At 59.7% G+C, this 20,434-nt stretch carries 30 protein-coding genes; 4 read left to right on the top strand and 26 right to left on the bottom strand.

The features are described from left to right. Positions 1-7 precede the first annotated feature (7 nt). From K0F88_RS31185 to K0F88_RS31170, 4 genes are all read left to right on the top strand, one after another. Positions 8-445, top strand: a complete 438-nt coding sequence (locus K0F88_RS31185; RefSeq protein ID WP_219097755.1) for a hypothetical protein — start codon at positions 8-10, stop codon at positions 443-445. Next, positions 438-941: a hypothetical protein gene (locus K0F88_RS31180; protein ID WP_219097754.1), complete on the top strand. Its 504-nt coding sequence runs from the start codon at positions 438-440 to the stop codon at positions 939-941. Before K0F88_RS31185 ends, K0F88_RS31180 begins: the two co-directional genes overlap by 8 nt. Positions 942-945: 4 nt before the next feature. Beyond that, positions 946-1,284, top strand: coding sequence for a hypothetical protein (locus K0F88_RS31175; protein ID WP_219097753.1), 339 nt, complete (start codon positions 946-948; stop codon positions 1,282-1,284). A 316-nt stretch (positions 1,285-1,600) separates the two neighbouring features. Continuing rightward, complete coding sequence (locus K0F88_RS31170) at positions 1,601-2,812, top strand: integrase arm-type DNA-binding domain-containing protein (RefSeq protein ID WP_219097752.1); 1,212 nt, start codon at positions 1,601-1,603, stop codon at positions 2,810-2,812. Positions 2,813-2,901: 89 nt separating this feature from the next. On the opposite strand, the gene K0F88_RS31165 is transcribed toward K0F88_RS31170, so the two are convergent. The 26 genes from K0F88_RS31165 to K0F88_RS31040 all read right to left on the bottom strand — a co-directional run. Continuing rightward, the gene (locus K0F88_RS31165; protein ID WP_219097751.1) at positions 2,902-3,159 is read right to left on the bottom strand and encodes a hypothetical protein; all 258 of its coding nucleotides are present in this window, start codon (positions 3,157-3,159) and stop codon (positions 2,902-2,904) included. Then, positions 3,156-3,518: a hypothetical protein gene (locus tag K0F88_RS31160; RefSeq protein WP_219097750.1), complete on the bottom strand. Its 363-nt coding sequence runs from the start codon at positions 3,516-3,518 to the stop codon at positions 3,156-3,158. The genes K0F88_RS31165 and K0F88_RS31160 overlap by 4 nt, the downstream gene beginning before the upstream one ends. Further along, the gene (locus K0F88_RS31155) at positions 3,515-3,865 is read right to left on the bottom strand and encodes a DUF6527 family protein (protein WP_219097749.1); all 351 of its coding nucleotides are present in this window, start codon (positions 3,863-3,865) and stop codon (positions 3,515-3,517) included. Before K0F88_RS31155 ends, K0F88_RS31160 begins: the two co-directional genes overlap by 4 nt. After that, positions 3,862-4,308, bottom strand: a complete 447-nt coding sequence (locus tag K0F88_RS31150; protein ID WP_219097748.1) for a cell wall hydrolase — start codon at positions 4,306-4,308, stop codon at positions 3,862-3,864. The genes K0F88_RS31155 and K0F88_RS31150 overlap by 4 nt, the downstream gene beginning before the upstream one ends. Next, complete coding sequence (locus K0F88_RS31145; RefSeq protein WP_219097747.1) at positions 4,292-4,552, bottom strand: hypothetical protein; 261 nt, start codon at positions 4,550-4,552, stop codon at positions 4,292-4,294. The genes K0F88_RS31150 and K0F88_RS31145 overlap by 17 nt, the downstream gene beginning before the upstream one ends. After that, the gene (locus K0F88_RS31140) at positions 4,539-4,844 is read right to left on the bottom strand and encodes a hypothetical protein (protein WP_219097746.1); all 306 of its coding nucleotides are present in this window, start codon (positions 4,842-4,844) and stop codon (positions 4,539-4,541) included. Before K0F88_RS31140 ends, K0F88_RS31145 begins: the two co-directional genes overlap by 14 nt. Positions 4,845-4,925: 81 nt before the next feature. Then, positions 4,926-5,174: a hypothetical protein gene (locus K0F88_RS31135; RefSeq protein ID WP_219097745.1), complete on the bottom strand. Its 249-nt coding sequence runs from the start codon at positions 5,172-5,174 to the stop codon at positions 4,926-4,928. Further along, positions 5,152-5,922, bottom strand: coding sequence for a hypothetical protein (locus K0F88_RS31130; RefSeq protein ID WP_219097744.1), 771 nt, complete (start codon positions 5,920-5,922; stop codon positions 5,152-5,154). The genes K0F88_RS31135 and K0F88_RS31130 overlap by 23 nt, the downstream gene beginning before the upstream one ends. Further along, complete coding sequence (locus tag K0F88_RS31125) at positions 5,919-6,626, bottom strand: hypothetical protein (protein ID WP_219097742.1); 708 nt, start codon at positions 6,624-6,626, stop codon at positions 5,919-5,921. The genes K0F88_RS31130 and K0F88_RS31125 overlap by 4 nt, the downstream gene beginning before the upstream one ends. Beyond that, the gene (locus K0F88_RS31120; protein WP_219097739.1) at positions 6,626-7,030 is read right to left on the bottom strand and encodes a hypothetical protein; all 405 of its coding nucleotides are present in this window, start codon (positions 7,028-7,030) and stop codon (positions 6,626-6,628) included. Before K0F88_RS31120 ends, K0F88_RS31125 begins: the two co-directional genes overlap by 1 nt. 2 nt (positions 7,031-7,032) lie before the next feature. Then, on the bottom strand, positions 7,033-7,506 hold the full coding sequence (locus K0F88_RS31115; RefSeq protein ID WP_219097737.1) for a hypothetical protein: 474 nt from the start codon (positions 7,504-7,506) through the stop codon (positions 7,033-7,035). An 89-nt stretch (positions 7,507-7,595) separates the two neighbouring features. Next, complete coding sequence (locus tag K0F88_RS31110) at positions 7,596-8,777, bottom strand: hypothetical protein (RefSeq protein ID WP_219097734.1); 1,182 nt, start codon at positions 8,775-8,777, stop codon at positions 7,596-7,598. 3 nt (positions 8,778-8,780) lie between these two features. Then, positions 8,781-9,518 (bottom strand): hypothetical protein, encoded by a 738-nt coding sequence (locus tag K0F88_RS31105; RefSeq protein WP_219097733.1) that lies wholly within the window; start codon positions 9,516-9,518, stop codon positions 8,781-8,783. 10 nt (positions 9,519-9,528) lie between these two features. Next, complete coding sequence (locus tag K0F88_RS31100) at positions 9,529-11,175, bottom strand: hypothetical protein (RefSeq protein ID WP_219097731.1); 1,647 nt, start codon at positions 11,173-11,175, stop codon at positions 9,529-9,531. Next, positions 11,176-11,547 carry a hypothetical protein gene (locus tag K0F88_RS31095; RefSeq protein WP_219097729.1) on the bottom strand — a complete coding sequence of 124 codons (372 nt, stop codon included), beginning with the start codon at positions 11,545-11,547 and terminating at the stop codon, positions 11,176-11,178. Beyond that, a complete protein-coding gene (locus tag K0F88_RS31090; protein ID WP_219097728.1) occupies positions 11,531-12,139 on the bottom strand; it encodes a hypothetical protein in 609 nt (202 codons plus the stop codon). The genes K0F88_RS31095 and K0F88_RS31090 overlap by 17 nt, the downstream gene beginning before the upstream one ends. A 12-nt stretch (positions 12,140-12,151) precedes the next feature. Next, complete coding sequence (locus K0F88_RS31085) at positions 12,152-13,837, bottom strand: hypothetical protein (RefSeq protein WP_219097727.1); 1,686 nt, start codon at positions 13,835-13,837, stop codon at positions 12,152-12,154. A 116-nt stretch (positions 13,838-13,953) separates the two neighbouring features. Beyond that, a complete protein-coding gene (locus K0F88_RS31080) occupies positions 13,954-16,971 on the bottom strand; it encodes a hypothetical protein (RefSeq protein ID WP_219097725.1) in 3,018 nt (1,005 codons plus the stop codon). A gap of 245 nt (positions 16,972-17,216) precedes the next feature. After that, a complete protein-coding gene (locus K0F88_RS31075; RefSeq protein WP_219097724.1) occupies positions 17,217-17,900 on the bottom strand; it encodes a hypothetical protein in 684 nt (227 codons plus the stop codon). A 91-nt stretch (positions 17,901-17,991) separates the two neighbouring features. Then, positions 17,992-18,477 carry a hypothetical protein gene (locus K0F88_RS31070; protein ID WP_219097723.1) on the bottom strand — a complete coding sequence of 162 codons (486 nt, stop codon included), beginning with the start codon at positions 18,475-18,477 and terminating at the stop codon, positions 17,992-17,994. Between the two features lie 71 nt (positions 18,478-18,548). Then, positions 18,549-18,788, bottom strand: a complete 240-nt coding sequence (locus K0F88_RS31065; protein WP_219097722.1) for a hypothetical protein — start codon at positions 18,786-18,788, stop codon at positions 18,549-18,551. 54 nt (positions 18,789-18,842) lie between these two features. Next, entirely contained in the window at positions 18,843-19,106 is a 264-nt protein-coding gene (locus K0F88_RS31060) for a hypothetical protein (RefSeq protein WP_219097721.1), read from the bottom strand. 52 nt (positions 19,107-19,158) lie between these two features. After that, positions 19,159-19,638 (bottom strand): hypothetical protein, encoded by a 480-nt coding sequence (locus K0F88_RS31055; protein ID WP_219097720.1) that lies wholly within the window; start codon positions 19,636-19,638, stop codon positions 19,159-19,161. Between the two features lie 15 nt (positions 19,639-19,653). Beyond that, entirely contained in the window at positions 19,654-19,869 is a 216-nt protein-coding gene (locus tag K0F88_RS31050; RefSeq protein WP_219097719.1) for a hypothetical protein, read from the bottom strand. Further along, positions 19,866-20,075: a hypothetical protein gene (locus tag K0F88_RS31045; protein WP_219097718.1), complete on the bottom strand. Its 210-nt coding sequence runs from the start codon at positions 20,073-20,075 to the stop codon at positions 19,866-19,868. The genes K0F88_RS31050 and K0F88_RS31045 overlap by 4 nt, the downstream gene beginning before the upstream one ends. Next, positions 20,072-20,434 (bottom strand): hypothetical protein (locus K0F88_RS31040; protein WP_219097717.1); only part of this gene is annotated, 363 nt, incomplete at its 5' end. The genes K0F88_RS31040 and K0F88_RS31045, both read right to left, overlap by 4 nt.

Raw genomic sequence — 20,434 nt, 5'->3', positions numbered from 1 at the left:
GGACCATATGAAACACACAAGAGCAGTAACCGAGGCTGATTTTCGGCTTCCTGAATTCCGTTCCGCCAAGCTTGAGGACTACGAGTTTCGGCCGGGCGATGATAAGCCAGTGCGCAAAGATCGCTGGCAGACGGGCATTTTTGCAATTGCCTCGGCGGTAGGGCTGCTTAACAAGCGTGACGGCTTCGAAGTGAGTCAGGTTGTTGAGGCCGTCGAGCTGCTGACCCAAGACACCCACAGCTGGGAAACCGAAGACTTGCCGGAGCGCCTATGCGCGCTAGACATAAAGCTCGGTGATGGCAGTGTTTTGATCAGTACTGCCTACGGCGGCGCTGGTGGTTTTGCGGGCCTATTCTGGCAAGGCCAGCAGCTAACTGAGCTTTTCCCCAGGGCTCAAGTAGTGGCGTGGCGCGAATCAGCGGCGGTAGCGCCACCCAATGAATGACGCCGCCCTGGCGCGCGCCAATGACGGAAATACGGACTTTTCGTTAAAGAAAATGGCCTTTTCGCCTGAAATTAGCGCCAAAGTGCAAAGCGGATCGGTCCGCCTGGTAATCGTCCCGTTCGATCCTCAGCCGGTGATCGACCACCAGGAGCTGGCCGCCGTGGGCCTGAGCATTGAGGACACCCCGGCACTGATGAGCACCGTTCGCCTCGCCTTCCGTATCGGCCTGATTGGCCGCGATATCGCCCCCATTCAACAGGGCAACGCCTTCGAACTGCTGCAAGAGCTTCCCCCGCAAAAGCTCGCGCGCTTCGGTACCGGACGCGTGAAACACTTGGACATTGCCCGCTTTGCCGACTTAGGTCCGCACGATTGGCAGGCGTGTGGCTACGCCACCAAAGTCGAATTCCAAACCTATTGGGCGCAATGCCTTCCCAACACGCCGGCGGAAACCAACCCTTGGTGCTGGCTCATTCAATTTGAATTTAAGGGGTAAACGTATGCTGTCAATTGCCACAATGGTGCTGTGCCTGGCGCTGGTGTTTGCTTATCGATCCATGGCGTTCCACCCCGTCCCGGTGATCGCCAAACGCGTGCGTTTCGGGATCGCCAGCGCCATCATGGTGCTGAGCGTCACCGTCGGTTATCTGTTTCCGGTCGAAGTTGGGCGAGGGATCCAAAGCCTGGAGAGGCATCAATCGCAGCAACAGAGCGAACGAACCGAACGACGAATGGCCGCCGAACAGCGTCACGCGATCCGGATGATTGAGATTTTTGGCGGTGCAGATCGATATTTGGCGTATTTAGACGGCCAAAACAGCAAAAAAAACCCCTTCTGATCCGACCGCTCGTCGGATACGCTACACCCCCCCTAGATTAAGCCGCGCCGCTCCCGTCAAACCTTCTACGGTTTGATGTGGGGCAGAGTGTGGGTTTGTGTCTGCCCAAAAACCGCAAAAGCCTTGCCCGCAAGGGGTTTACGGGCAGCCGTTCGGGGATACCATATCCCCAGTACTTTCGGCACTATTTAAAACAATCTCTGTCGTAACACTCACGAAATTCAAAACTGTCTAGCTTCACCACACCGTTTTTCCACACACGAAATGGATATCGAAAGGCAGCACCCTACAAAATCGCGCATAAAAGGTAATCGACATGGCTCTCACGCAGAAAGCTATTCAAAACATAACCATCCCGGCCACGTATCAGGATAAGAACGGTTTATTCCTGAAAGTGTCACCGACTGGCGCTAAATCCTGGACCTTCCGCTACCAGCTCAACGGCAAACGCCACGACAAGGGTTTGGGCTCGTTCCCGCTCGTGTCGCTGGCGGACGCTCGTGCTGCATGCCTGGAGTTACGGGTGCAGATCAACAACGGTATTGATCCGCTGGAAGAAAAGCGCCAGCAAGCCAAGAAAACCATCACCTTCCAGGACGAAGCACTCGAAAGGATTGAGCGCTATAAGCATGGCTGGTCGGAAAAGCACGCGGCCCAATGGTTCAGCTCACTGCGCGATCATGTTTTCCCCATTATTGGCCTCATGCCCGTAGAGGACGTGGACACCGACGCTGTGGTGTCGGTGCTCGATCCTATTTGGCGTGAATTGCCAGAATCGGCCCGGCGCGTGCGTAACCGCATAGAACTGGTGCTCGACTTCGCAAAGACGCGCGGCAACCGTTCCGGGGATAACCCGGCACGCTGGCGCGGCCATCTGCAAAACATTCTGTCGCGGACAATCCCCGAACCGACTCACCTGGAGTCCATGCCCTACTCCCGTCTGCCCAACTTTATGGAGAAATTGGAGGGCGATGTCACCCGCGCCGCACGCTGCCTACAATTCGTAATATTGACAGCTTGCCGCAGTGGCGAAGCAATGGGCGCCGAGTGGGACGAAATCGATTTTGAAACCAAGACGTGGAATATTCCAGCGGCGCGGATGAAGAACCGCCAGGAGCACCAAATCCCCCTGAGCGATGCGGCTATGACCGTGCTCAAGGACGTACATACGCGGGGTAAGAGCAAGTATATTTTCCCGAACCGCAGCCTTGAGGCGATCATGCCGAACAACGCCATGCGCCGCGTGCTGATTCGCTACGGGGAAAGCAGCACACCGCACGGGTTCCGCTCGACATTCCGCACCTGGGCCGCCGAGAAAACCAAGTTTCCGTCCGATCTGTGTGAGGTTGCACTGTCTCACGCCGTGGGTAACGCCACCACTCGCTCCTACAACCGGGGCAACCTGCTGGAGCGTCGGCGTCCGCTGATGGATCGTTGGGCCAAGTACGTGATGGAGCGCAGCATAGCGCCCTCGTACATCGAAAAGAGAGCCGCGCCAAGACAACCCATGGCGAGCGCTCACGCATAAAAAAAGGCCCGGGGTTGTAACGCCTTGCCGTTGACTATGTTGGGCACCCTATGGCGACGAAACACGTCGCCACGGTGCTCGCCGCTTGGTCACTGACACGCTGACAGGGACGCTAACAGCTCGCTTTCGTAGCCGATCCGTTGCTTACGCTCAGCCAGCAAGGCGCGCACTTTCACCTCAAGTGAATCTGTTTTCTTGAGCCCAATCGTTGCAAAGACTGGCTCTTTCACCACAGGCACGCGGCACGGAACAGGCACCGGCACTCCTACGCGCACGGTGCGGACTTCTGGCGCCTGCCCGGCACAACCCGCCAGCAACAACAGCGCACCAATGAGCAGGATTTTCATTGTCCGAAAAGCTCCTGGTCAATCACCACCGTTGCCGCTGAGCACGGATCACCACCAGTTCGCTCCCGCAGTAACCGATTGGCCTCGGCATAGACTGGCTGGGCCTTATCGCGCGCCTCGGTCTGTGCTTTCTTGGCCAATTCCTCGCGCTCGCTCCCACGTAGAACCAACTCCCCCAGCTTCTGGCCTTGTTCGGCGGCCAACGCTTCCAGGTTGTTGCGGCCGGTGGTGGCCATGGCCAGCTCGCGATTGGCTGCATCCAGTAACGGCTGGTAGTGCCCGTACCCCTGGTAAGCGCCAACACACACACCAATGATCAGAAACAAAGTCGCGGCCAGAATGTTGCTGGTGGTGGTCATTGGCTGTCGTCCTTCCAATCCGGCAGATCCACCGTTTGACCGGCCAGGGCGTGAGTGCAATCGCTCAAGAATTGAATGCGGCCGTCGGTGACGAACGAATGGCAGACCCTCTTAATATCCTTTGAGGTGTCGTCAAATTCGCCAGGGTTGTCGCTTGGCTCGCTCCACGTCACCAGAACCGAAGGCGTGAAGGTCGGCTTTTCTGCGCTGCCATTCCAGCACCAGCGTGGCCCGGTACCGGGACCGTGCTGAATACCGTGCTTGACCTTGCAGCCAGGGCACTCAAAAACTAAACGGTCCTCGTTGGCGCTGGCCAGCACGGGAGACAACTGGCGCCAGCCGCTCATGGGACGTTCTTGAAAAAGACGTGATGCCCAAGCTTGAGCGTCTGCGTGGCGCCCTTCACCCAGGTCGGCGGCTTCGGCATGGTGGTCGCGTAGTAGTGGGTCGCGCCCCCGGTTGGATCCGGTACCGAACCATTCACCACCGCAGTGGCCGCAGCCAGCGCCTTCTTGTATTCGCCGGCCGGGATCGGCTTGGCACCACGCAGATAAGGCGAATTCGGATCGTTGGCGTTCCAGCAACTGAACTGCCAAGGCTTCTGGCACACACCGGCATAGCCTTCGCCCCACCAGGATTTAGCCTTGCCATCGAACACCCGGTTACGGATGGTCCACGCTACGGCTTCCATGCCGGCTTGGCTCTCGCCACGGGCCTCGCCCCACAACGTGCGCGCCAGAATGTCGATATCGGCCACGGTGGCGGTGGTCGGTCTACTGAGCTGCTGCATCGGGGTCTTCCTCTTGAATGGCTTTGCTGAGGTAGTGAAGGCCGAGGTTGGCGGCCTTCACGATGGCGGAAAGGGCGCTGTAGACGATGGGGTCAAACGGCGGGTTATCGCTGTACAGCGTCATGAGCGCCATAAGGGCATCGAGCACCAGGCAGACAGCGAAGATTTGTTTGTTGTGTGGCTTGAACTTCTGGCGAAGCAAGTCCTTGAGTGTCGCCGGCGGGGCGGCCTTACTTGCGGTCATTGGCGCGGTCCTTTTCCATCTGCTCAGCCTTGAATTCCAAGCGAGAAATCCGCTTTTCGCCCGATACTTGCTCGGTGCGGAGTTCGGCGGTCGTCGCTTCCAGCAATCGGACATCACGCTGCACCAGGGCCATGTTTTGTGTGCCCTGGTTTACTGTGTTCTGGATGTTGTCGAGCTTGGTAGTCATGCTGCTGCCAATGCCGATAATCATCGCGCCAGCCACTGCCTGCGCGATCCCGATGCCCATCTTGGCAAAGGGTGTATCCATGAATCGCTGCACGTCAGCGGCCATATCGTTTTCCCATCTAGTCATGGTTCATTACCGATATTGTCTATGGCTTTGTGCCAGCCTTCCGTGGCCGGTTTGCGCACTTCAGACGCCTTTTTTGGCGATGATCTGCGCCACGTTGCCCGTTGATTTAATGATCGCGTCCAGACGACTCAGCACTGCCTGGACTACCTTGTTTTCGTTCTCACGCCCACTCTTCCAATTGCCAAATGGCTTACTGTCGAACAGGTGGCGAACGCGCGTTTCGGTGAGCTTTCCGGCCTGTATCAGGTCTTGCCCGAAGTACAGCGCCAGCTCGGCGCGGACGTCGTTATACGATTCCCATAACTGCACGCGCTCCGCGGCTGATGCAGGTATGGGCAGGAAAGCAGGCCGGTGCTAACTCTGGCGCCCCCTCTGCACGCTCGGAGACAGGGGCCGCCACCACACCGAAGGAACTGGTGATTGCATGCACCAGGTGCGCCGCCTGCTGCTGTGCGTCCAAGAAGGCATGGAACAGCCCGACAAACTGCGACTCGGCCAGCTTGCGAAGGGGGGTGATGCGCTCCACCAACGCAGCCTCATAGCTGGCGTCGTCGACGTAGACCACCGGCTCTTCGTCCGCCGCCCGCAAACACGCCGCCATGGCCGCACACCACCAACTGAAATCGGTCGCCTTGTAGGCGCCGCCGGCTATCAGCGCTTCGATAACCTCGGCCTGGTAGCCCAGTAACGGGCTGTAGAGCCAGGTGATGCCGTCAAACGTGAACGGAATGTCGGCCACGTAATCGGCGCCAGCCAGCAGGTAGTCGCTAAAGTGCCCCCCATGCGTTTCATCACCCACCGGGAAGTCGGGACCATCGGAGCGGGTAGCGGCCATGTAGTTGCCGATCACAAAAATTCGCTCGTTCACCGACCAGAAACGGGGATCCGCCACCGCGCCCGGACGATCGATCGGTTTGCAGACGCGGCGTAGCAGCTCGCTGGCGGTGCGTTGCTCGTAGATGGCCGGGATTTCGCAAAGCTTTTCCACGTCCTCAATGAGCAGTTCCGACATTTCGACGGATACGCGGCGCGTGTTTACGGGGCTGATGTACTTCATAACCCTCCAAAGGTGTCGTGTTGAGTGAATGACAGGTTGAGCGCGGTGAATTCGTCAGTGCTGCGCGAAAGGTTGACTTCGCACGACACCGGTAGGAGTACCCAGCTTTTGGAATACCCTTTGCCTTCTTCAACGGCGCCGTGGGTGACGGTGATGGTGTTGGCGTAGTCCGACGGCACGCCAAAGGTGCCGTCCGGGTGAGCAGCCAGCATTGCGAGGCGACCCATCCAGGTTTGGATTTCCCCGTCCACGTCGTAGCAGACCAGGCGAAGCTCAGTCGGCTCGGCGCCCGTAGGCGCCTGCGTGAAGCCCGAACCGATCTTGATCGGCTCATAGCCAAGCTGGACGCTGTTAAACGAAACCTCAGTGGCCAGCAGGTTGACGCGCGGCGCGGAGACTTTGCCCACCGGATCGACCGCGACATGCCACAGGTTCGCGCGCTCGCGCTTGACGCTCGACGCCTCTTCGAACATCTGGATTACGGTGTCCCAGGACTGGCCCGCCAGAATGATGTTGCCGCCTTCGGAGAACGTGTTGTTACGCCCGAATTTATTGTCCATCCAGCTATTGGCGGCGCCGCTCAGGTTGCCGCTGAGCAGGTTTCGGGCGGTGCTGGTGTACTTGAGCAGGCTGCTACTCAAGCCCAGCTTGGGAGTGATGGAGCCCAGCCCCTGGAACGCCAGCCGTTCGAAGATGTTGGCCATTAAATCGACCTCACTTCATAAACGAATGTCAGTCGGGGCAGGCTTCCCTCGTAGTCGAGGATCGACTGCTTGACCTCGGACGAGTTGCGCCCAAAAGGATCCGCCCCTTGGCTCCTGGAAGCTTCCAGCGCCAAGGCGTTTTCGTTCTCGATGTACAGCAGCCACAGCGGCCGGATGATTGCCAGTTCGCTATGCGTCAGGTCAACGTCCACAGCCGTCGGTGAATCGCCAGGGGTGTAGAGGTCGCTATGCACGGTGTCGAGTGACTGAGCGCTGGTCAGTCGGGCATACCCGCAGTATTGGCGCACTGCATCCCGCAGATGGCGGGTTATCTGCTCTTCCGTCAGCACACAGCCAATCGGCAGATCAGCAAGGAACTGGTCAACTAATTGGCTGATTTTCATGATTACTGATTCGCAAACCAGTGGAACGTCATGGTGCCGGACAGCAGGAGCACCTGCGTATCGTTCTCCCAGTCACGATCCGGGGTATCCACAACCAGGATGCCCTTTTTCACGCCTTCTTTGCGGGTGTAGTCGTCCGGACGCCCGGCGTAGACGGTGCCGTTGAACTCGCCGCCGTCTGCGAGCAGTTGTTTCAGGAACTCGCCCGCTTTGTTGGTGCGCGTCTCATAGATCGCTACCGGGCCTTCCTGCATGGTCTTGACCTGGCTCGCCTGGCCCATTTTCTGGCCAAGGGGGCCGAAGTACTCAATCACGGCGCCAACAGTGGCCACAGGCCAAGGGAATTGCTTGAACAGCAATACCATGTCCTCGTAACCGTCAATCACCAGGGTGGCGTCCGCCTGGACAGCTTTGGCCCCGATATCGTTGGTGTTTTGAAACGTGCGGCTCAATACCGCCATGCTGCTAACTGTCATACGTCACCTCTGGAGAATGGATCACTCCGGGCAATCGTCACACGTAAAAAACCCCGCTCCGGGGCGGGGTTTGCAGGGTTTTCGGTCTGTCAGCGACCAAAGAAACGGCGGATATCCGGGCGGTCCAGCGCGGTGAGCGTGGCCATGGATACCTGCACCGGCAGATCGATAAAGTGGCCTTGGGAATTCTTCGGCGAGTCGAGCGGAAAACTCACGTTCTCGATCACCATCGGCGACCAGGTACGGCCGGCGTAGGTGAAGCCCAGCAGCTTGGGCGCCGTGGATGGAAACAACGCCTGAATAAACGACTCAACGCTGTTCGTGGTTTTCAGCACTTCCGACAGTATTCCGTCTTCCGCCAGCTCTTGGGGGAACACCCACTCAAGCAAACGCGTCAGTGGCGCCTCGACCTCGGTAAGCGCATCGCTCAACGCCCGGAAATGCAGCGTGAAGTTCACTTTCATCGGTGGCATGCCAGAAAACACCTGACGCGAATTCAGTTTGGTGATGCCTGTGCGCCCCTCAAGGTCGCGCATGATGCTCTTGAGCTTGTCGGAGCCCCCATTGAGGCCGTCCGATATCGCGCCCTCCTTGAATGGGGAAATCGCCTGTAGCGCGTTTAGAACCGGCACCAATGAACCCGATTGCAGCATGCCGGCCAGCGCGGGCGCCTTTGTCTCAGGGCCAGTGTTCTCAAAAGGCGATTGCCAATTTTGCTGTATCTCAAGGGAGCCCTCTTTCATCGCCCCGAACACGCCGGCGAACTCCCGGATATCGGCTACCCCTTTGGCGTTACAGACGAACAGCCGCGCCAGCAGCAAAGGAGAAAGGCGGCCCCAGTCGCCGCCCAGGTCAGAACTGAGCGTTTTGAACCCCGGCAAGTACTCGCCCACGCTCCCCATGATGTTGCCAACGACGGCGCTCGGATCGCCACCCTTGACGCCATCCACCAGGCCCATCACCTTTTCGGATGCCTGGTCGTAGACCGCGCCCACGGTAGTTTTGCCGGACCAAAGATCCGCCACCGTGCCGGACACGGTGCTGACTGCGCCTGTCAGCGCCTCGCGGTTGGCTTTGCCGCCCACCAGGCCATCAAGCGACGACACCCCCGCTTTGAGGATGCCAGAAGCGGCGCCAGCGGCGCCGTCCCCTACGAATTTGGTGGCTGACCCTAGCACCTGGTTGGACGTGCTCCCGGCAACAGTCGCGGTCACACCCTTGATGCTTGAGGAAACTGTTTTGCCTAAGCTGTCAAAGCTAAAGTCAGCCATTTTTTACTTACCGAGGATGCGTTGACGCATGCGCATGGACTTGGCGCGTTTCATCTTCGCGGCACCCGAGAAGGCTTTGTGCTGCATCTTGCGAACGGCCGCTTTCTGCGCGCCAGTCAGTCGAACGTGACCGCTGATGCGCTTCTTGATGCGAACCTTTTTACCGTGACGAACGGCCATAACCTTCTTGTAAACGGCATCAAGCATTTCGTCGTCGTTGCCGCTGACAAACTTGTCGGCGTCGTCAAGCATGGCGTCTTCGCCCTGCGGCAGCTTGTCCAACAGCGCATCATGGATGCGGGAAGCCACGTCATTGTCAAACGACGGATCGTCGCTCAACAGCGAATCCACGTCGGCCGCGTCGATGCCCTTGCCTTCCAGGTAGTCGCCCACCAGCTCGGCCAAGGAAGCGGCATATTCGGCTTCGTCTTCGGTCATTTCTTCATCGCCGGCGGTGGCAGTGCCGACCACCAGGGCGTAAAGACGATCACCAAAGCCTTCGCCCGCTTCCAGCTCGGACTCAGCCCACTCCTGGACGATGGCCACGGCATCCTGGCGCATTTCGTCGGTGATCATGGCGGCCGGGGCGTTCTCCGGCTTCACAGCGTCAAGCATGGCCGCCGCAAGGGGGTTCAGCTCCTGATTTGGCACTTGCGGCTGCTGAGGAATCAGAGCCGGCGCCGCGTAGGCCTTGTTGAGTGCCGCGCCCGTGGCGAGTACGTGTTTGAGTAGATTTTCCATGTGATACCCCTTAAGTGCGAACGATCGATTGCTGTTGAACGATGATGCGAGCCGTACCGTCGTAGCAGATCGAAGTGTCGATGTTCATTTTCTCGAATGGCTGGTTTTCATTCGCCTGGATGGTGGCCGAGTAGCAGGCACCGTCGAGTTCCTTGCTCGGTTGCAGCCATTCCGCCGATTGCAGCGCTTCCAGGAAGGTCGCGACGAACTTGGTGGTTTTGGCAATCGCCTTGGCCATTGGCTTCTGCAACGCTTCCTGAGCGGCCGATGCAATGGTGTCGTCGACGTAGGTAGCCATTTCCACAACCGCGATCAGCTTGGTGGCGCCTTCGGTCTGCGCGCCGGTCAAGGAATCGATCCAGGCGTATTTGCCACCGCTGGCGTAATCCTTGAACAGAACCGGGTTGATTCGGCTGGCAGCCAACAGCTCAAGCTCATCGTCCGATGGCTCGTAGGTCTGCACCATGTTGGTACGGCTGACGGCGTAATCACTGCCCGCAATCACGACGTTACGCGGGGCGATGCCCTTGGCGTTGGTCTGAGCGTTGCGTGCGCAGCGCAGGCCGATGTTCAGGCCAGAGGTACCCATGAAGGCCTTGCCGCCCACTGCTGGGTTGGTAGCGCTGATCGGCGCCCAATAGCACTGGCTGTACAGGCTGTCTGTGGCACCACCAACCGAGGCGTAGAAGATGCCCGCCGCTTCTGGAGTGAAGCGCCCCGTGATATCCCAAGCCACTTGCTTGTTGATTTCCTTACCCAGTTCCAGCAGGCGAGAAATCAACGCCACACTTTCGGTACCGCCGGCGCCGATGTAGGTGAAAGTCGGCTTAGAACGCTTGATTCGGTCACACGCCGCGTCCAGGTCGTCGGTGGTGTACAGCGTCGGGCCTTCGGTGAAGTAGTTCAAAGCGGCCGAAGCGAAGGCGTCTTTGTTGTCCTTCTTGCCATAGAACACACAGGTGGCTGGGACCGAAGCGTCAGCGTGAACGTCGACCACTTGCAACAGGTCGGTGTACTGCGCCACCACATCGCCGATGAAATAGCTCTGATTGAACTCATCGAGCGCCGCCGGATCGAGGGAGCCCTTGTATGGACCCAGGACGATTTCGTTGGTGGCCACGTCGCGCAGTTGCAGCACGATGATTTTGGAAGCGGTAGGAGCGCCCGCATCATCCTTGGCGGCGTCCGCATGAATCTCAGCCTTCACGCCGTCCGAGAAGCATTCCAAGTGCTTGATGGCGATCAGGTAGGAACCGGTGGCGCCCGTCTCTTCGTCCACCAGGGTCCAAACGGTTGGGGCTGGCTGGCCTTCTGCGGGAGCGACGGCGGCGGTGGCCACCATGATCTTGTTTTCTGCGTCCGCACTCACCAGGCGGGAAACGATGGCCTGCACCGTGCCGTTCTTCAAGGCTTCGTAGATATGCACGTAGGGCTCACCCAGCGCGCTTACCGACAGCGACTGAGCGGCGCCCAAGGTGCGTTTGAGCTTGTTGCGCGATACCGCAAATACCTTGTCGATGCGTCCACGAGCAAACCGGCCAGTAATAGCCATGTTGTGCGCCACGGTGCTGACACTCGGCATTTCCGACATGTCATTGATTTGGTTGAGCTGGACGCCCGAACGCTTATCAATGGACCGAGAAAAAGGAATGCTCATTTACTTAGCCTCCTGGGCTTTGGCCTTGCTGCCTTTAGCGTCGGCAGGAGTTGGCGCCTCGACTGGGGCCGGCGCTTCGTCCACCACTTCCGCCGCTACCAGCTCGGCAAAGTCGGGGACATCGTTGTCAGCGCGGTGCGCCAGCTCGGCCAGGTCCGTGACCAGCATCCAAGCCTGATCAAAGCTCTTGACCTTCACCTTGACCGGCTCACCTGGTGCAATCGGGGTATTGATGCCCGAAGACGGGACAACCAATGGTTTGGTGCTCTTGTGCGCCAAAGTCGCCAAGAACGGGTACGACTGGCCAGCCACGAACACCTCAACAAGAGGGCGCGGGGCACTGCCAGCGTTTCGATCAATCTTTACGGTCATATTTCACCTGCAAGCCTTTGAGGTTGTCCCACTTGTGCGCCCGTGCACTGCTGCTCAGCGATTTGGCGAGCTTGGCGAACTGCTCCTGAGTCACCTCGACTGCAACCTGCTCGTATGGGGCAAGCACGAGGTTCGCGCCTGCTACCGGAACGCGGTTGCGTGTGTGGTTTTCCAGGGTGACAGTGGCCGGAAATTCGCTGATTTCAGGGAGCGTCCACACGGTCAAAGTTACGGCACCGTCGGCGCCCTCTTCGGCAGTGGTTTGCGTGGTTTTGAGGCGTTCGGTGCGCTCCTGGTCCTCAGCCATGGCTTCGTCTTCCAGCAGGCTCATATGCTCAGCCAGAACGCGTGCAGTCTCTTGGTCCCACTCCTGATTCAGGCGCATAGCCTCTTCATGCGCATCGTTCAAAAGCTGTTCTTCCGTTTCGCGCGCGACCTTGGCCGCTTCGCTCTCGGTACCGGTGCTGTCAGCAGGCGCGCCATCGCCTGGAGCGACTGCGGATTTCTCCGCAGCCTCCAGAACCTTGGGGGCCGCTGCGGGTTTAGCGGCAGCGGGTTTAGCCGCTGCTGTAGTGCCTTTTTTCGCAGCCATGACAGCCCCCTATTAGCCCAGTGCGAACACGTTTTTAACGGTGATCAGCGCGCAACCCAGTGCGGATTGCTTGTGCGGGTTCACTTCGGTCAACTGGCGGGAGAACAGCGCCGCGCCGGTTTTCAGATCCGAGTTCACCGCCAGCGGGATCAGGGTCGGGGATACCGCGTCCGAGAAGACAATCGGGTTACGCGCGACTTGCGGCGAGCGGCCGATGCAGAGGATTTCGATATCGGTGTCAGTTTCTTCGACGACATACGGGGTGTAGTAAACGTCGAACTTGTCCTTGTAACGGCCTACACGCCAGATACCAGGCTTCGCCGCCACGCCGGACGATACGAAGTCGGTCTTGTCCATCGACAGGAACTGAGCCATACCGATTTCGCCGACGTACATGAAGCTCAGACCGAATTCCATGGTCTGGTTGGCAACGTCCTGGTCAACAGCGGCCACGAACGCGCCGAAGTCGCGCCAGCCTTGCGCACGGGTTTTCTGCAACAGTTGCTCGGCGGCGTTGAAGTCGTAGGTGCGGCTGGTGTTCTTGGCCAGCTTGCGGACCTTGTGCAGCGCGGAGATATAACGCTCGTTGGCCAGTTGAGTGCGGGCGGCCTGTACAGCGATGGTCAGGCGGTCGGCGCCCAGTTCCGATTGGGACTGGCTGCGCGAATCCGGGGTGGCCTGCATGATCAGGCGAGTCGGGGCGCAATACAGGCTGTAGCTCTGTGCGATGGTGCCGATGTTCGGCGCCAGCTCAGGCTTGGCTTCAAAATCGATGAAGCCTTGCGCTTCTACGTCGATATCGGCAGCCAAGGCTGGGGCAAACGTCAGGGTGCCGGCGCCGGTGGTGACGTTGACGCTACCGTTGATAACGTAATCCTGAGCACCGACCTTGAACTGGCCGGAAATCAGCGAGGTGGCGGTACCGGAGTTGTTGGTTTGCTCGAAAGCGACCGGGAAGCCGTTCACAACAATCGAGGTGCGATTGCGCAACAGCGGCACAGTGGTGCCAGCGCCGCCAACTTGCGATTTGATGGCGAAGGTACCGCCAGTGCGTGCGCCGTCAACAACCACGTCAACAACACGCTCAGAGCGGGTGTATTCACGGCCGCCAGCGGTACCGTCGATGATGTCGCCAGCGCTGTACGCGCCGAAGTTGGAGCCAGCAATCGAAGTGATGATGGCCAGCTTCGATTCGTTGGAGCTGAGGTCGGACGGCAGGTAAGCGCCGAACGGAATCGCCTCGCTCAGGCCGCCGGTGATGGCAACCGCGATGCGGTTTGGTTGGTGCGACAGGGTGGCCGATGCGTTGTTGGTGCTGATGCTGTCCAGGGTGGTGCCGTGCGGCAGTACCAGGGAGCTTTTGCCGTCAGCCAGGTTTTCCGCCTGGGAGATTACGGCGTCGAGCATGTCAGCGGACGGGGTGAAGCCACAACGGCGTTCGAAGTTGGCGATACCGTCCAGCAGGCTGGAAACAGCCAGGGCGCGGTTGCCGTCGCCGTCGATCTGGTCGAGCAGGCGCGCCATGCGATCAGGCAGCAGGTTTTTCGCGTCAGCTACGGCGTTCTTCACCACGTCCTGAGCGGTAGCGCTGAGGCTGTCGAGCATGTTGCCATTGCCGCGAGCGGCACCGACCAAAGAACCGACCTTGGCCGCAACCTCACCCAAACCGGAGTCGGGCGCGTAAGTATTCGTAGGCATGTGTTACCTCATTTCTGATGATGGTGGGCTGCGCCCGATTCGTTTCAGAAATGATGTTAAGTGCGAAAAACCCCCGTTTTTGGCGGGGGTTTGCATGGTTTTCGCGCTCTGTGGGCCTACTTTTTGAGGACGATAATTCGGGCGTTTGCGCCGGTTTGCGCCAACAGGTCTTTGTCCTTGAAAGTGCCGCCGTCCAGCTTCTCAACGGTGGCGTTGTGAGTGTCCAGCCATTCGCGGAAAGCGACAGCCTTCTGGTCGGTACCAAAGAACACGCCCTCCCCTGCAATGGCTACCAGGCGCCCGCCAGTGGCGAGCATTCCAAAGGCGCGCATGATGTGTGCCGCATCCCGGCGCTGGGAGAAAGGCGGATTCATCAGGATCGCCTCATACGTCTGATCGGGCGTGAAGCCGTCAAAGTCATGAGCGACAACCGTGTACCCCTTGGCCGTGAGGATGTCGCGCAGTTGGCTGGATATCTCGATTACGTCCACTTCCCCGCCGTCGGCCTTTGCAGCGTCCGCCAGGTTGCCGTTGCCGGCGCTCGGCTCAAGTACTCGTGTGCCCTTGGTGATACCCGCCAGGCGGGCCATGCGTTGCGCCACGCTGGCAGGCGTTGGGAAAAAGTCGATACCGACCTTTTGGCCAATGATTGCCCGCTCAGCTTTTTTGACCGCGCTTTCTTCGGTCTTTGCAGCCATATGCGGCAACAGCTCGCGCGTGGCTTCGCGCAACGTCGCGGCGTCAGTGATCCCCATGCGCGCCAGGCGATCCAGACGGGCCAGGCTCTCCATAGGGTCTTGGAGTAGATGCGAATCCCTGGTGCCCTTGAGCAAGGCGTTTGCCCGGCGGGTAATGGCCGCGTCCTCAGTGTTCATCGTGAACTGTTCGGATCGGGTACCGATTTTGTTCAACGCGGCGATCAGACGCATATTGCCGTCAGGGCTGTGCTTCTTGACGGCGTTGGCCGCATCACGGAAGCGGCTCGCCCACGTTACCTGGCTCGGCATGGTGACGTTCTTGAGGTCGTTGTCGTCGACCGGGCGGCCTTTGCGTTTCAGTTGCTCGCTGTAGCTCAGGCGTCTATCCGTTTCGTACTGCGCCAGGCGCAGGGCTCTTTGCAGCTCTTCCAGTTGTGCGCGGCTGCTGAGTTTGGTCAGCAGGCCAGCGGCGCCGACTTCAATGGCGTCCGCGATGTTGTTGAGTGTCCGGCCGTCCGCGTGGTTGGCGGCGGCCTTCGCGATGGCGCTGGCGGCCATGCCGGCGCGCCTGGCGGTGTTTGTGTTTCGGTCCTGGCCCATGCCAGCCTGGCCACTCTCAACGGCCTTGTCCGCCACTGCGCGCAGCTTCTCGACTTGGCTACCGAGTGCCTTCTGGCGGCGCTCTTCGGCCTGGCGTTCGTCAGTGGCGGCTTTCTCGGCTTGCTGCTCGGGCGACAGCACCACCGGCGCCGGCGCAGCCTGAATGTGTGCGGTTTCGCCCTCCAGGTGCTTCTCGCGAATGAAGTAGCCGCCGTTCATGCGCCAGGTGTACGGGTCGATAGCCTTGGCTTCGTCCTTGGTCAGGTCCGTGCGGATGATCCCGCGCAGAACCTTGTCCTTCTTCGTGGTGTACTCAATGATTTGGTGCTGCGCGTCTGGCACGCCCTGCACGGCTGGCTGATCAATGACTGGATCGTTGACCGCCGGCACCGGTACCGACTCGGCCTCTTTGCGAGCCTTGATGTAAATTCCCAGCTCCAAGCGGTGCTGGCCCATTCCGCGCGCGGCTTCATTGGCCACGGCTGGGCCAGTGCGCCGCCCGCCACCGTTCATTTCACGGTCGCTTTGCATGCCGCGGATTTCTCCGCCCATGCCCTCATGAATCGCTTCCAGCTCGGCCACAGACTTATCGCCGTACTGGCGGCCCATGCGCGCCATCATGTCGGCATCCCACTCAGCAGAGGCTTTCACACGCTCAATCAGGTAATCGCGGTTCTGCTTGAGCGCCTTGATGGCGTCGGGACGGTCGTAGGTGCCTTTTTCCAGGCGGCGGGCGATATCTTTGGTGGCATGGCTTAAGCCGCGATAGAAGTCCTTGGCCACTGCCAACAGCTTCGCCTGTAGCTGCTCGTCGCTGGCGCCTTCAATCGTTGCGTCTGGCGTCTCTGTGGTGATTTCCAACGGGGCGCTGTGAGCCCTTGCAGCCCTCACACGCTCCGATAGGTGCGCATCCGCCCATTCGCGCACATAGGCCAAATGCCCTTCCCTGTCGCTCGATACGCGGCCTTTGCTCAGGCGTTCAAACTCGCCTGCTCGGAGGGTCGCCCAGCCAAGGAATGCCGAGTTACCAGCCTCATAGGTTGGCAGTTCCTCCAGGGTGTCCAGGTAGGCTTGATAAATCGGGTTTTCTGCCTTGCCGGCGCCGATGGTCTTTGCGAAGTCCTCGCGACTCGCTTGATCCTGCTCGGCCTGGATACGCGCCAACTCTTCGGCGTTTGCCTTGGCCTGCGCCTCAGTCGCATCCTTTTCCCGTTGTGGTGCGCCAGCCTTTTCAATCTCAGCGGCGGCAGTGGCGGCCTTGCGCTGTGCAATGGCGGCCTGTTCATCCTGGTAGGCCTGTACGTCGGCGGGCGTTGCATCCTCACCAAACACGGCGCGGAATTTCTCCGGCCCCCATGCCTGCGCCATCAAGCTTTTCAGGTTCGGCAAGTCGCGGGCAATCCCGGAAATGTCGCCCTTGAACGCGACTGACACGCCAGCGGGATCGGCGTAGGTGTAGAGCACTGCGCTAGACGGTAGGATTTCTTGCGTGGTTGGCAGTGCCATTGCCGCCCGCGCCTGAGCCTTGGTGAATAGCAGGCCGGCAGGCGTCATGGTGAACTTGGCCTGATCCATGTAGGCCGAGGCATAGGCCGACAGCGCAAGCGAGTTGCCGGTAACAAGCACGCCGCCGTTTTTCTGCACGATCCTGTCCGTGATCAGCAGTCGAATGGCGCTGTCTGGCGTGGCTTGTCGGCGCCGCGTTGGGCGTCGAGCAGAGCCCAGCAAGCCGCGCAGCTCCAGGCCTCGGGCGCTGGCCCGGACCTGTTCAATCGGGCTGAGCTTTCCGGCTTCCAGGTTGGCGCGCACCGTCAGAAGCTCAGCACTAAAGCGCATTAACTCTAAAGCGTTTAGGGGCTTTGGCGCTTCTACTGGGATGGCGTCCAGCAGTGCGGCGTGCAAGTCGACTGATTCGGCCGTAGCGCGCGCTTGTTCGATGGGACTGAGACTGCCCGACAGCAGCGGCGCGCGTAGCTGTAACAGCCTCGCGGTGCTCCGGGCTTGTTCTATGGCATTGAGGGGCATAAATACGGGCCTACATAGTGGTATGCAAGCCCATATTTTGAGGCGTCGAAACGGGGTTACTCGGCGGCGCTTTGCTCGGCGACCGGGCGAGAATGGAACACGTACTGAGCCATGAACTGCTTGAGAGTCAGCAACTCAGTGGTGGTTGTGTTCGGGCTTCTGATTTGAACGTCCATCCCGCTCAGGTTCGCCAAGTCGGAGATATCCAACGAGTCGAGAATCCACTTGCGGCACTTGTGGGGGAGGGTGATACGGGGATTGTCCTGGAAGACATCGCCCAGCTTCCAGTTGATCGGCTTGCTCATGTCGAGCTTCCACACTTCAACCGGGGCGGACAAGGAATCGACGGCGACGGGCTCTGTCGCATTGCGCGAAAGCGCCAGGGATTCCTCTAAGGCGATGATCTGGTTTTCTGCCTGGATCAACTCTTCATCATCGGCAGGAGGCGGATCAAGCTCAATGTCTGGCGCATCAGACACCACTTCCGTGGCGCTCAACAGCGGCGCCAGCGATGGACACTCCAGCAGATCCGCAAACGTCTTGTACAGGCCTTGCGCGGGCTGGATCGGCACGCACACATAACCCAAGTCGGCCAGGCTGGTGTTCAGCTCGACCAGCAGCTTGGGGATAGAGTTGGCGCCGACGATCAGCACCCGCTGAGCTTCGATAACGGATGTTTTCGCCTGCGCCAGGTCGCGCATTACTAGATCACTTTCACGCACCGCTAATACTTCGCTCATGCCCTACGCCTTATGTTCGGTCGGCCCGAATGGCCGTAGGGCCAACTCTAAAGCGCCAAAGCGTTATAGCTCTTTGGTGCCTTTGCGTCATTTACGCGGCGCGCTTGAGGACTCGGGCAAGGGAGCGGGGGCGCTTTGATACCTCGCCGGTTTTGGCCAGTGTTGCTTGGTACGCCTCGACCTTGGCCCGGACCTCTTCAAGCTCTTGAGGGGTATACGCCAGATCCACCACGCCACCCGTGGCGACGGTAAAGGCAATGTCTTCGTCAGTCTTGCGGCGCTTGCCATGCAGTCGAACGCGACGGGTTGGGCCTACGTCCAGCTCCACGCGGAGCACAGCAGTGGCGACCTTCAAGCCCCCAACCGGGAACCACACCACATCGCCCACGACTACCGATGCACCAGGCTTTTCCAGCAGGGTGCGCATGTAGGCGCGAGCAGCTCGGCCGCGTTTGGTCAGGAACGATCCGAGACCGTGGCAGCGGGGGCAATCCACGCCAGCACGCAGCCCAGTGGCAGTACAGTACGCGCAAGGCGTTGATTCAAGCCGTGGGGCTTCCATGAGTGTCTTTGTCATATCGTTTATCTCTGGCGGTTTAGTAATTCGTTGGGGCTTTGAACATAAACGCCGTTACGCGTAACGCGCGGTCAGTGCGCCTCTTCGCCTTCCTGCTGCGCTGCGTCGGCCAGCTCGCCCAGCGTCTGCGCTTCGGCCGCATCGATCAGGCCCAAGCCTTCCATCAGGCGAAGGCGCCCATTGATTTCGGCACGGTAATACATCCCAGGTGCGGCCGGCATCGTGCGCAGCGCCTCGATTTCTTGGCGGACGTTGAACTTGACGCGGCCCACCAAGGCAGCACTAAGGGTAATGGGCTTGGTCATGGTCATGGTCGTACTCATTTTGACGGGGGTTCCTTTCTGTCTGTGCGAATTGTTGGCAGGTCATTGCGGGTCGTCTTCGTTGCCCCAGGCATATTCGGCTTCCAGTCCGGCGCGGCGCAGCTCGTAATCCAGCGCGCTGATGCTCCCAGTCAGGAACAGCGCCGACAGCAGGCCCTGGGCCATGCCGTAATACACCGCGCGGTCGTGGCTAACGCCATCCGGGCAATCGTTCATCAGGTTGATGATTTGCAGATGGGCATGCTCCAGGCGCGCTTGCAGCACCTCGGGCGGTTGCGGATCAAACGGCGGTGCAGTCTCACGCATGGCACGGCTCCCGGCGGTGGTGGGCTCAACCCAGGATAGGGGGGAATTCCTTTTAGGGCTCTAAGTGCGCGTTCTGAACACGTATTTCCGCGTCCATTGCATTGGCAAAATCCACGCTCGCCAGGCGGAGAAAGTCCAGACGTTCCCGCGCATCCGGGGCATCGTCGTCACCTTCAAGGAAGGCCTCGCGGGCCGTGCGGTAACGCGCCAGGGCCTGCATGCAGTGCGCCGTCAGCTTTACGCTGGGGTTGAGCATGCCTTGCTCATTGGCAAAGGCTAAGAACTCTTTTCGATCCATGGTAGGGCTTCCTTTCAGTTCGTGAGGGGCCGCGTGGCAGTCGCAGTCATCGCACAGGAATAGCCGTTCCTTGCGGCTGCGCGGATCGAGCCCGTGCGGTCCGCAATTCATGGTACAGGTCTTGGTCGCCGGGTCGAACTGGTCCAACGCGGCCGGGTCGGCGCGCGGCCACTCAATCGGCCTTTCTGCCGCTGGTGTGGCTGGTTTCACTTTCCGTGCTTTTCCGGTGGGCATGGCGCAGGTTCCTATCTAGCTTCGGTCGAATTGATCCATGTCCGTCTTGATGCTCTCCCAGTGCAGAACCGTATAGCGGCCAAGATTCAGCTTGGTGTCGGTGGTGGTCTGTCCATCACCGTTCTCGCGCGTCTCGATCCAAAGATTGACCAGTGGACGCCCAAGGCCGCCACGGAACAGGCGCTGTAACAGGGTGCGCTTGATTGGCTTTTCGGCTTGCGTGGTGCTCATTGCGCGCTCTCCTGACTGGCCGGCTCTACGATGGCTTTCGGCGTGAAGCGCGACGGCGCCCAGTCACACGACTCATCTTCGGGAATGTGCCCGAACATCATTGTGCAGCGGCGGCAATGCACGCAATCGGCGCAGGTCTTGCCGGCCGGCAGGTCCATGTCGTCGCCTTGGCGCTGGTAAGGAGCGCGTTCGTTCGCCTGGCTCATTGGTCAGCGTCCTTGGTGGTGGCGTGTGCGGTGTTGGCGTTCAGGCGATTGGCGAAGGTGTCGGCGCTCACAACTCGCAGGGTTTCGGAACAGTTTTCACAACCAAGCACGAATTGGCAGGTAACGTCGTCGGTTCGCAGGCGACCGTTTTGGATGCCGCTGGTACCGGTGGTGATCTGCGAAAACCACGAAAGAGCCAGGCTGCCGCATTCCTTGCAGTATTCGTTTCGCGCAGGGTTCAGCAAGGCCAACTGGACGCGCAGGGTTTCGTTTTGCCCGTTGAGATGGTCGCAAACCTGTTTCAATGCCCCACCCTCGTAACGCGCAATTTCCGACCGCAACCGCTCAACCTCGCCCGC

The organism is Pseudomonas sp. UMAB-40, from assembly GCF_900095275.1.
GTDB lineage: Bacteria > Pseudomonadota > Gammaproteobacteria > Pseudomonadales > Pseudomonadaceae > Aquipseudomonas > Aquipseudomonas mandelii_B.
Note: the sequence above shows the minus strand (reverse complement) of the source record. Positions and strands in the feature narration are given on the sequence as shown.

What these genes read in the sequence shown, in the direction of transcription:
- K0F88_RS31185 (WP_219097755.1), top strand. Translation starts at nt 8, where the DNA reads ATGAAACACACAAGAGCAGTAACCGAGGCTGATTTTCGGCTTCCTGAA.
- K0F88_RS31180 (WP_219097754.1), top strand. Translation starts at nt 438, where the DNA reads ATGAATGACGCCGCCCTGGCGCGCGCCAATGACGGAAATACGGACTTT.
- K0F88_RS31175 (WP_219097753.1), top strand. Translation starts at nt 946, where the DNA reads ATGCTGTCAATTGCCACAATGGTGCTGTGCCTGGCGCTGGTGTTTGCT.
- K0F88_RS31170 (WP_219097752.1), top strand. Translation starts at nt 1,601, where the DNA reads ATGGCTCTCACGCAGAAAGCTATTCAAAACATAACCATCCCGGCCACG.
- K0F88_RS31165 (WP_219097751.1), bottom strand. Translation starts at nt 3,159, where the DNA reads ATGAAAATCCTGCTCATTGGTGCGCTGTTGTTGCTGGCGGGTTGTGCC.
- K0F88_RS31160 (WP_219097750.1), bottom strand. Translation starts at nt 3,518, where the DNA reads ATGACCACCACCAGCAACATTCTGGCCGCGACTTTGTTTCTGATCATT.
- K0F88_RS31155 (WP_219097749.1), bottom strand. Translation starts at nt 3,865, where the DNA reads ATGAGCGGCTGGCGCCAGTTGTCTCCCGTGCTGGCCAGCGCCAACGAG.
- K0F88_RS31150 (WP_219097748.1), bottom strand. Translation starts at nt 4,308, where the DNA reads ATGCAGCAGCTCAGTAGACCGACCACCGCCACCGTGGCCGATATCGAC.
- K0F88_RS31145 (WP_219097747.1), bottom strand. Translation starts at nt 4,552, where the DNA reads ATGACCGCAAGTAAGGCCGCCCCGCCGGCGACACTCAAGGACTTGCTT.
- K0F88_RS31140 (WP_219097746.1), bottom strand. Translation starts at nt 4,844, where the DNA reads ATGGCCGCTGACGTGCAGCGATTCATGGATACACCCTTTGCCAAGATG.
- K0F88_RS31130 (WP_219097744.1), bottom strand. Translation starts at nt 5,922, where the DNA reads ATGAAGTACATCAGCCCCGTAAACACGCGCCGCGTATCCGTCGAAATG.
- K0F88_RS31125 (WP_219097742.1), bottom strand. Translation starts at nt 6,626, where the DNA reads ATGGCCAACATCTTCGAACGGCTGGCGTTCCAGGGGCTGGGCTCCATC.
- K0F88_RS31120 (WP_219097739.1), bottom strand. Translation starts at nt 7,030, where the DNA reads ATGAAAATCAGCCAATTAGTTGACCAGTTCCTTGCTGATCTGCCGATT.
- K0F88_RS31115 (WP_219097737.1), bottom strand. Translation starts at nt 7,506, where the DNA reads ATGACAGTTAGCAGCATGGCGGTATTGAGCCGCACGTTTCAAAACACC.
- K0F88_RS31110 (WP_219097734.1), bottom strand. Translation starts at nt 8,777, where the DNA reads ATGGCTGACTTTAGCTTTGACAGCTTAGGCAAAACAGTTTCCTCAAGC.
- K0F88_RS31105 (WP_219097733.1), bottom strand. Translation starts at nt 9,518, where the DNA reads ATGGAAAATCTACTCAAACACGTACTCGCCACGGGCGCGGCACTCAAC.
- K0F88_RS31100 (WP_219097731.1), bottom strand. Translation starts at nt 11,175, where the DNA reads ATGAGCATTCCTTTTTCTCGGTCCATTGATAAGCGTTCGGGCGTCCAG.
- K0F88_RS31095 (WP_219097729.1), bottom strand. Translation starts at nt 11,547, where the DNA reads ATGACCGTAAAGATTGATCGAAACGCTGGCAGTGCCCCGCGCCCTCTT.
- K0F88_RS31090 (WP_219097728.1), bottom strand. Translation starts at nt 12,139, where the DNA reads ATGGCTGCGAAAAAAGGCACTACAGCAGCGGCTAAACCCGCTGCCGCT.
- K0F88_RS31085 (WP_219097727.1), bottom strand. Translation starts at nt 13,837, where the DNA reads ATGCCTACGAATACTTACGCGCCCGACTCCGGTTTGGGTGAGGTTGCG.
- K0F88_RS31080 (WP_219097725.1), bottom strand. Translation starts at nt 16,971, where the DNA reads ATGCGCTTTAGTGCTGAGCTTCTGACGGTGCGCGCCAACCTGGAAGCC.
- K0F88_RS31075 (WP_219097724.1), bottom strand. Translation starts at nt 17,900, where the DNA reads ATGAGCGAAGTATTAGCGGTGCGTGAAAGTGATCTAGTAATGCGCGAC.
- K0F88_RS31070 (WP_219097723.1), bottom strand. Translation starts at nt 18,477, where the DNA reads ATGACAAAGACACTCATGGAAGCCCCACGGCTTGAATCAACGCCTTGC.
- K0F88_RS31065 (WP_219097722.1), bottom strand. Translation starts at nt 18,788, where the DNA reads ATGACCATGACCAAGCCCATTACCCTTAGTGCTGCCTTGGTGGGCCGC.
- K0F88_RS31060 (WP_219097721.1), bottom strand. Translation starts at nt 19,106, where the DNA reads ATGCGTGAGACTGCACCGCCGTTTGATCCGCAACCGCCCGAGGTGCTG.
- K0F88_RS31055 (WP_219097720.1), bottom strand. Translation starts at nt 19,638, where the DNA reads ATGCCCACCGGAAAAGCACGGAAAGTGAAACCAGCCACACCAGCGGCA.
- K0F88_RS31050 (WP_219097719.1), bottom strand. Translation starts at nt 19,869, where the DNA reads ATGAGCACCACGCAAGCCGAAAAGCCAATCAAGCGCACCCTGTTACAG.
- K0F88_RS31045 (WP_219097718.1), bottom strand. Translation starts at nt 20,075, where the DNA reads ATGAGCCAGGCGAACGAACGCGCTCCTTACCAGCGCCAAGGCGACGAC.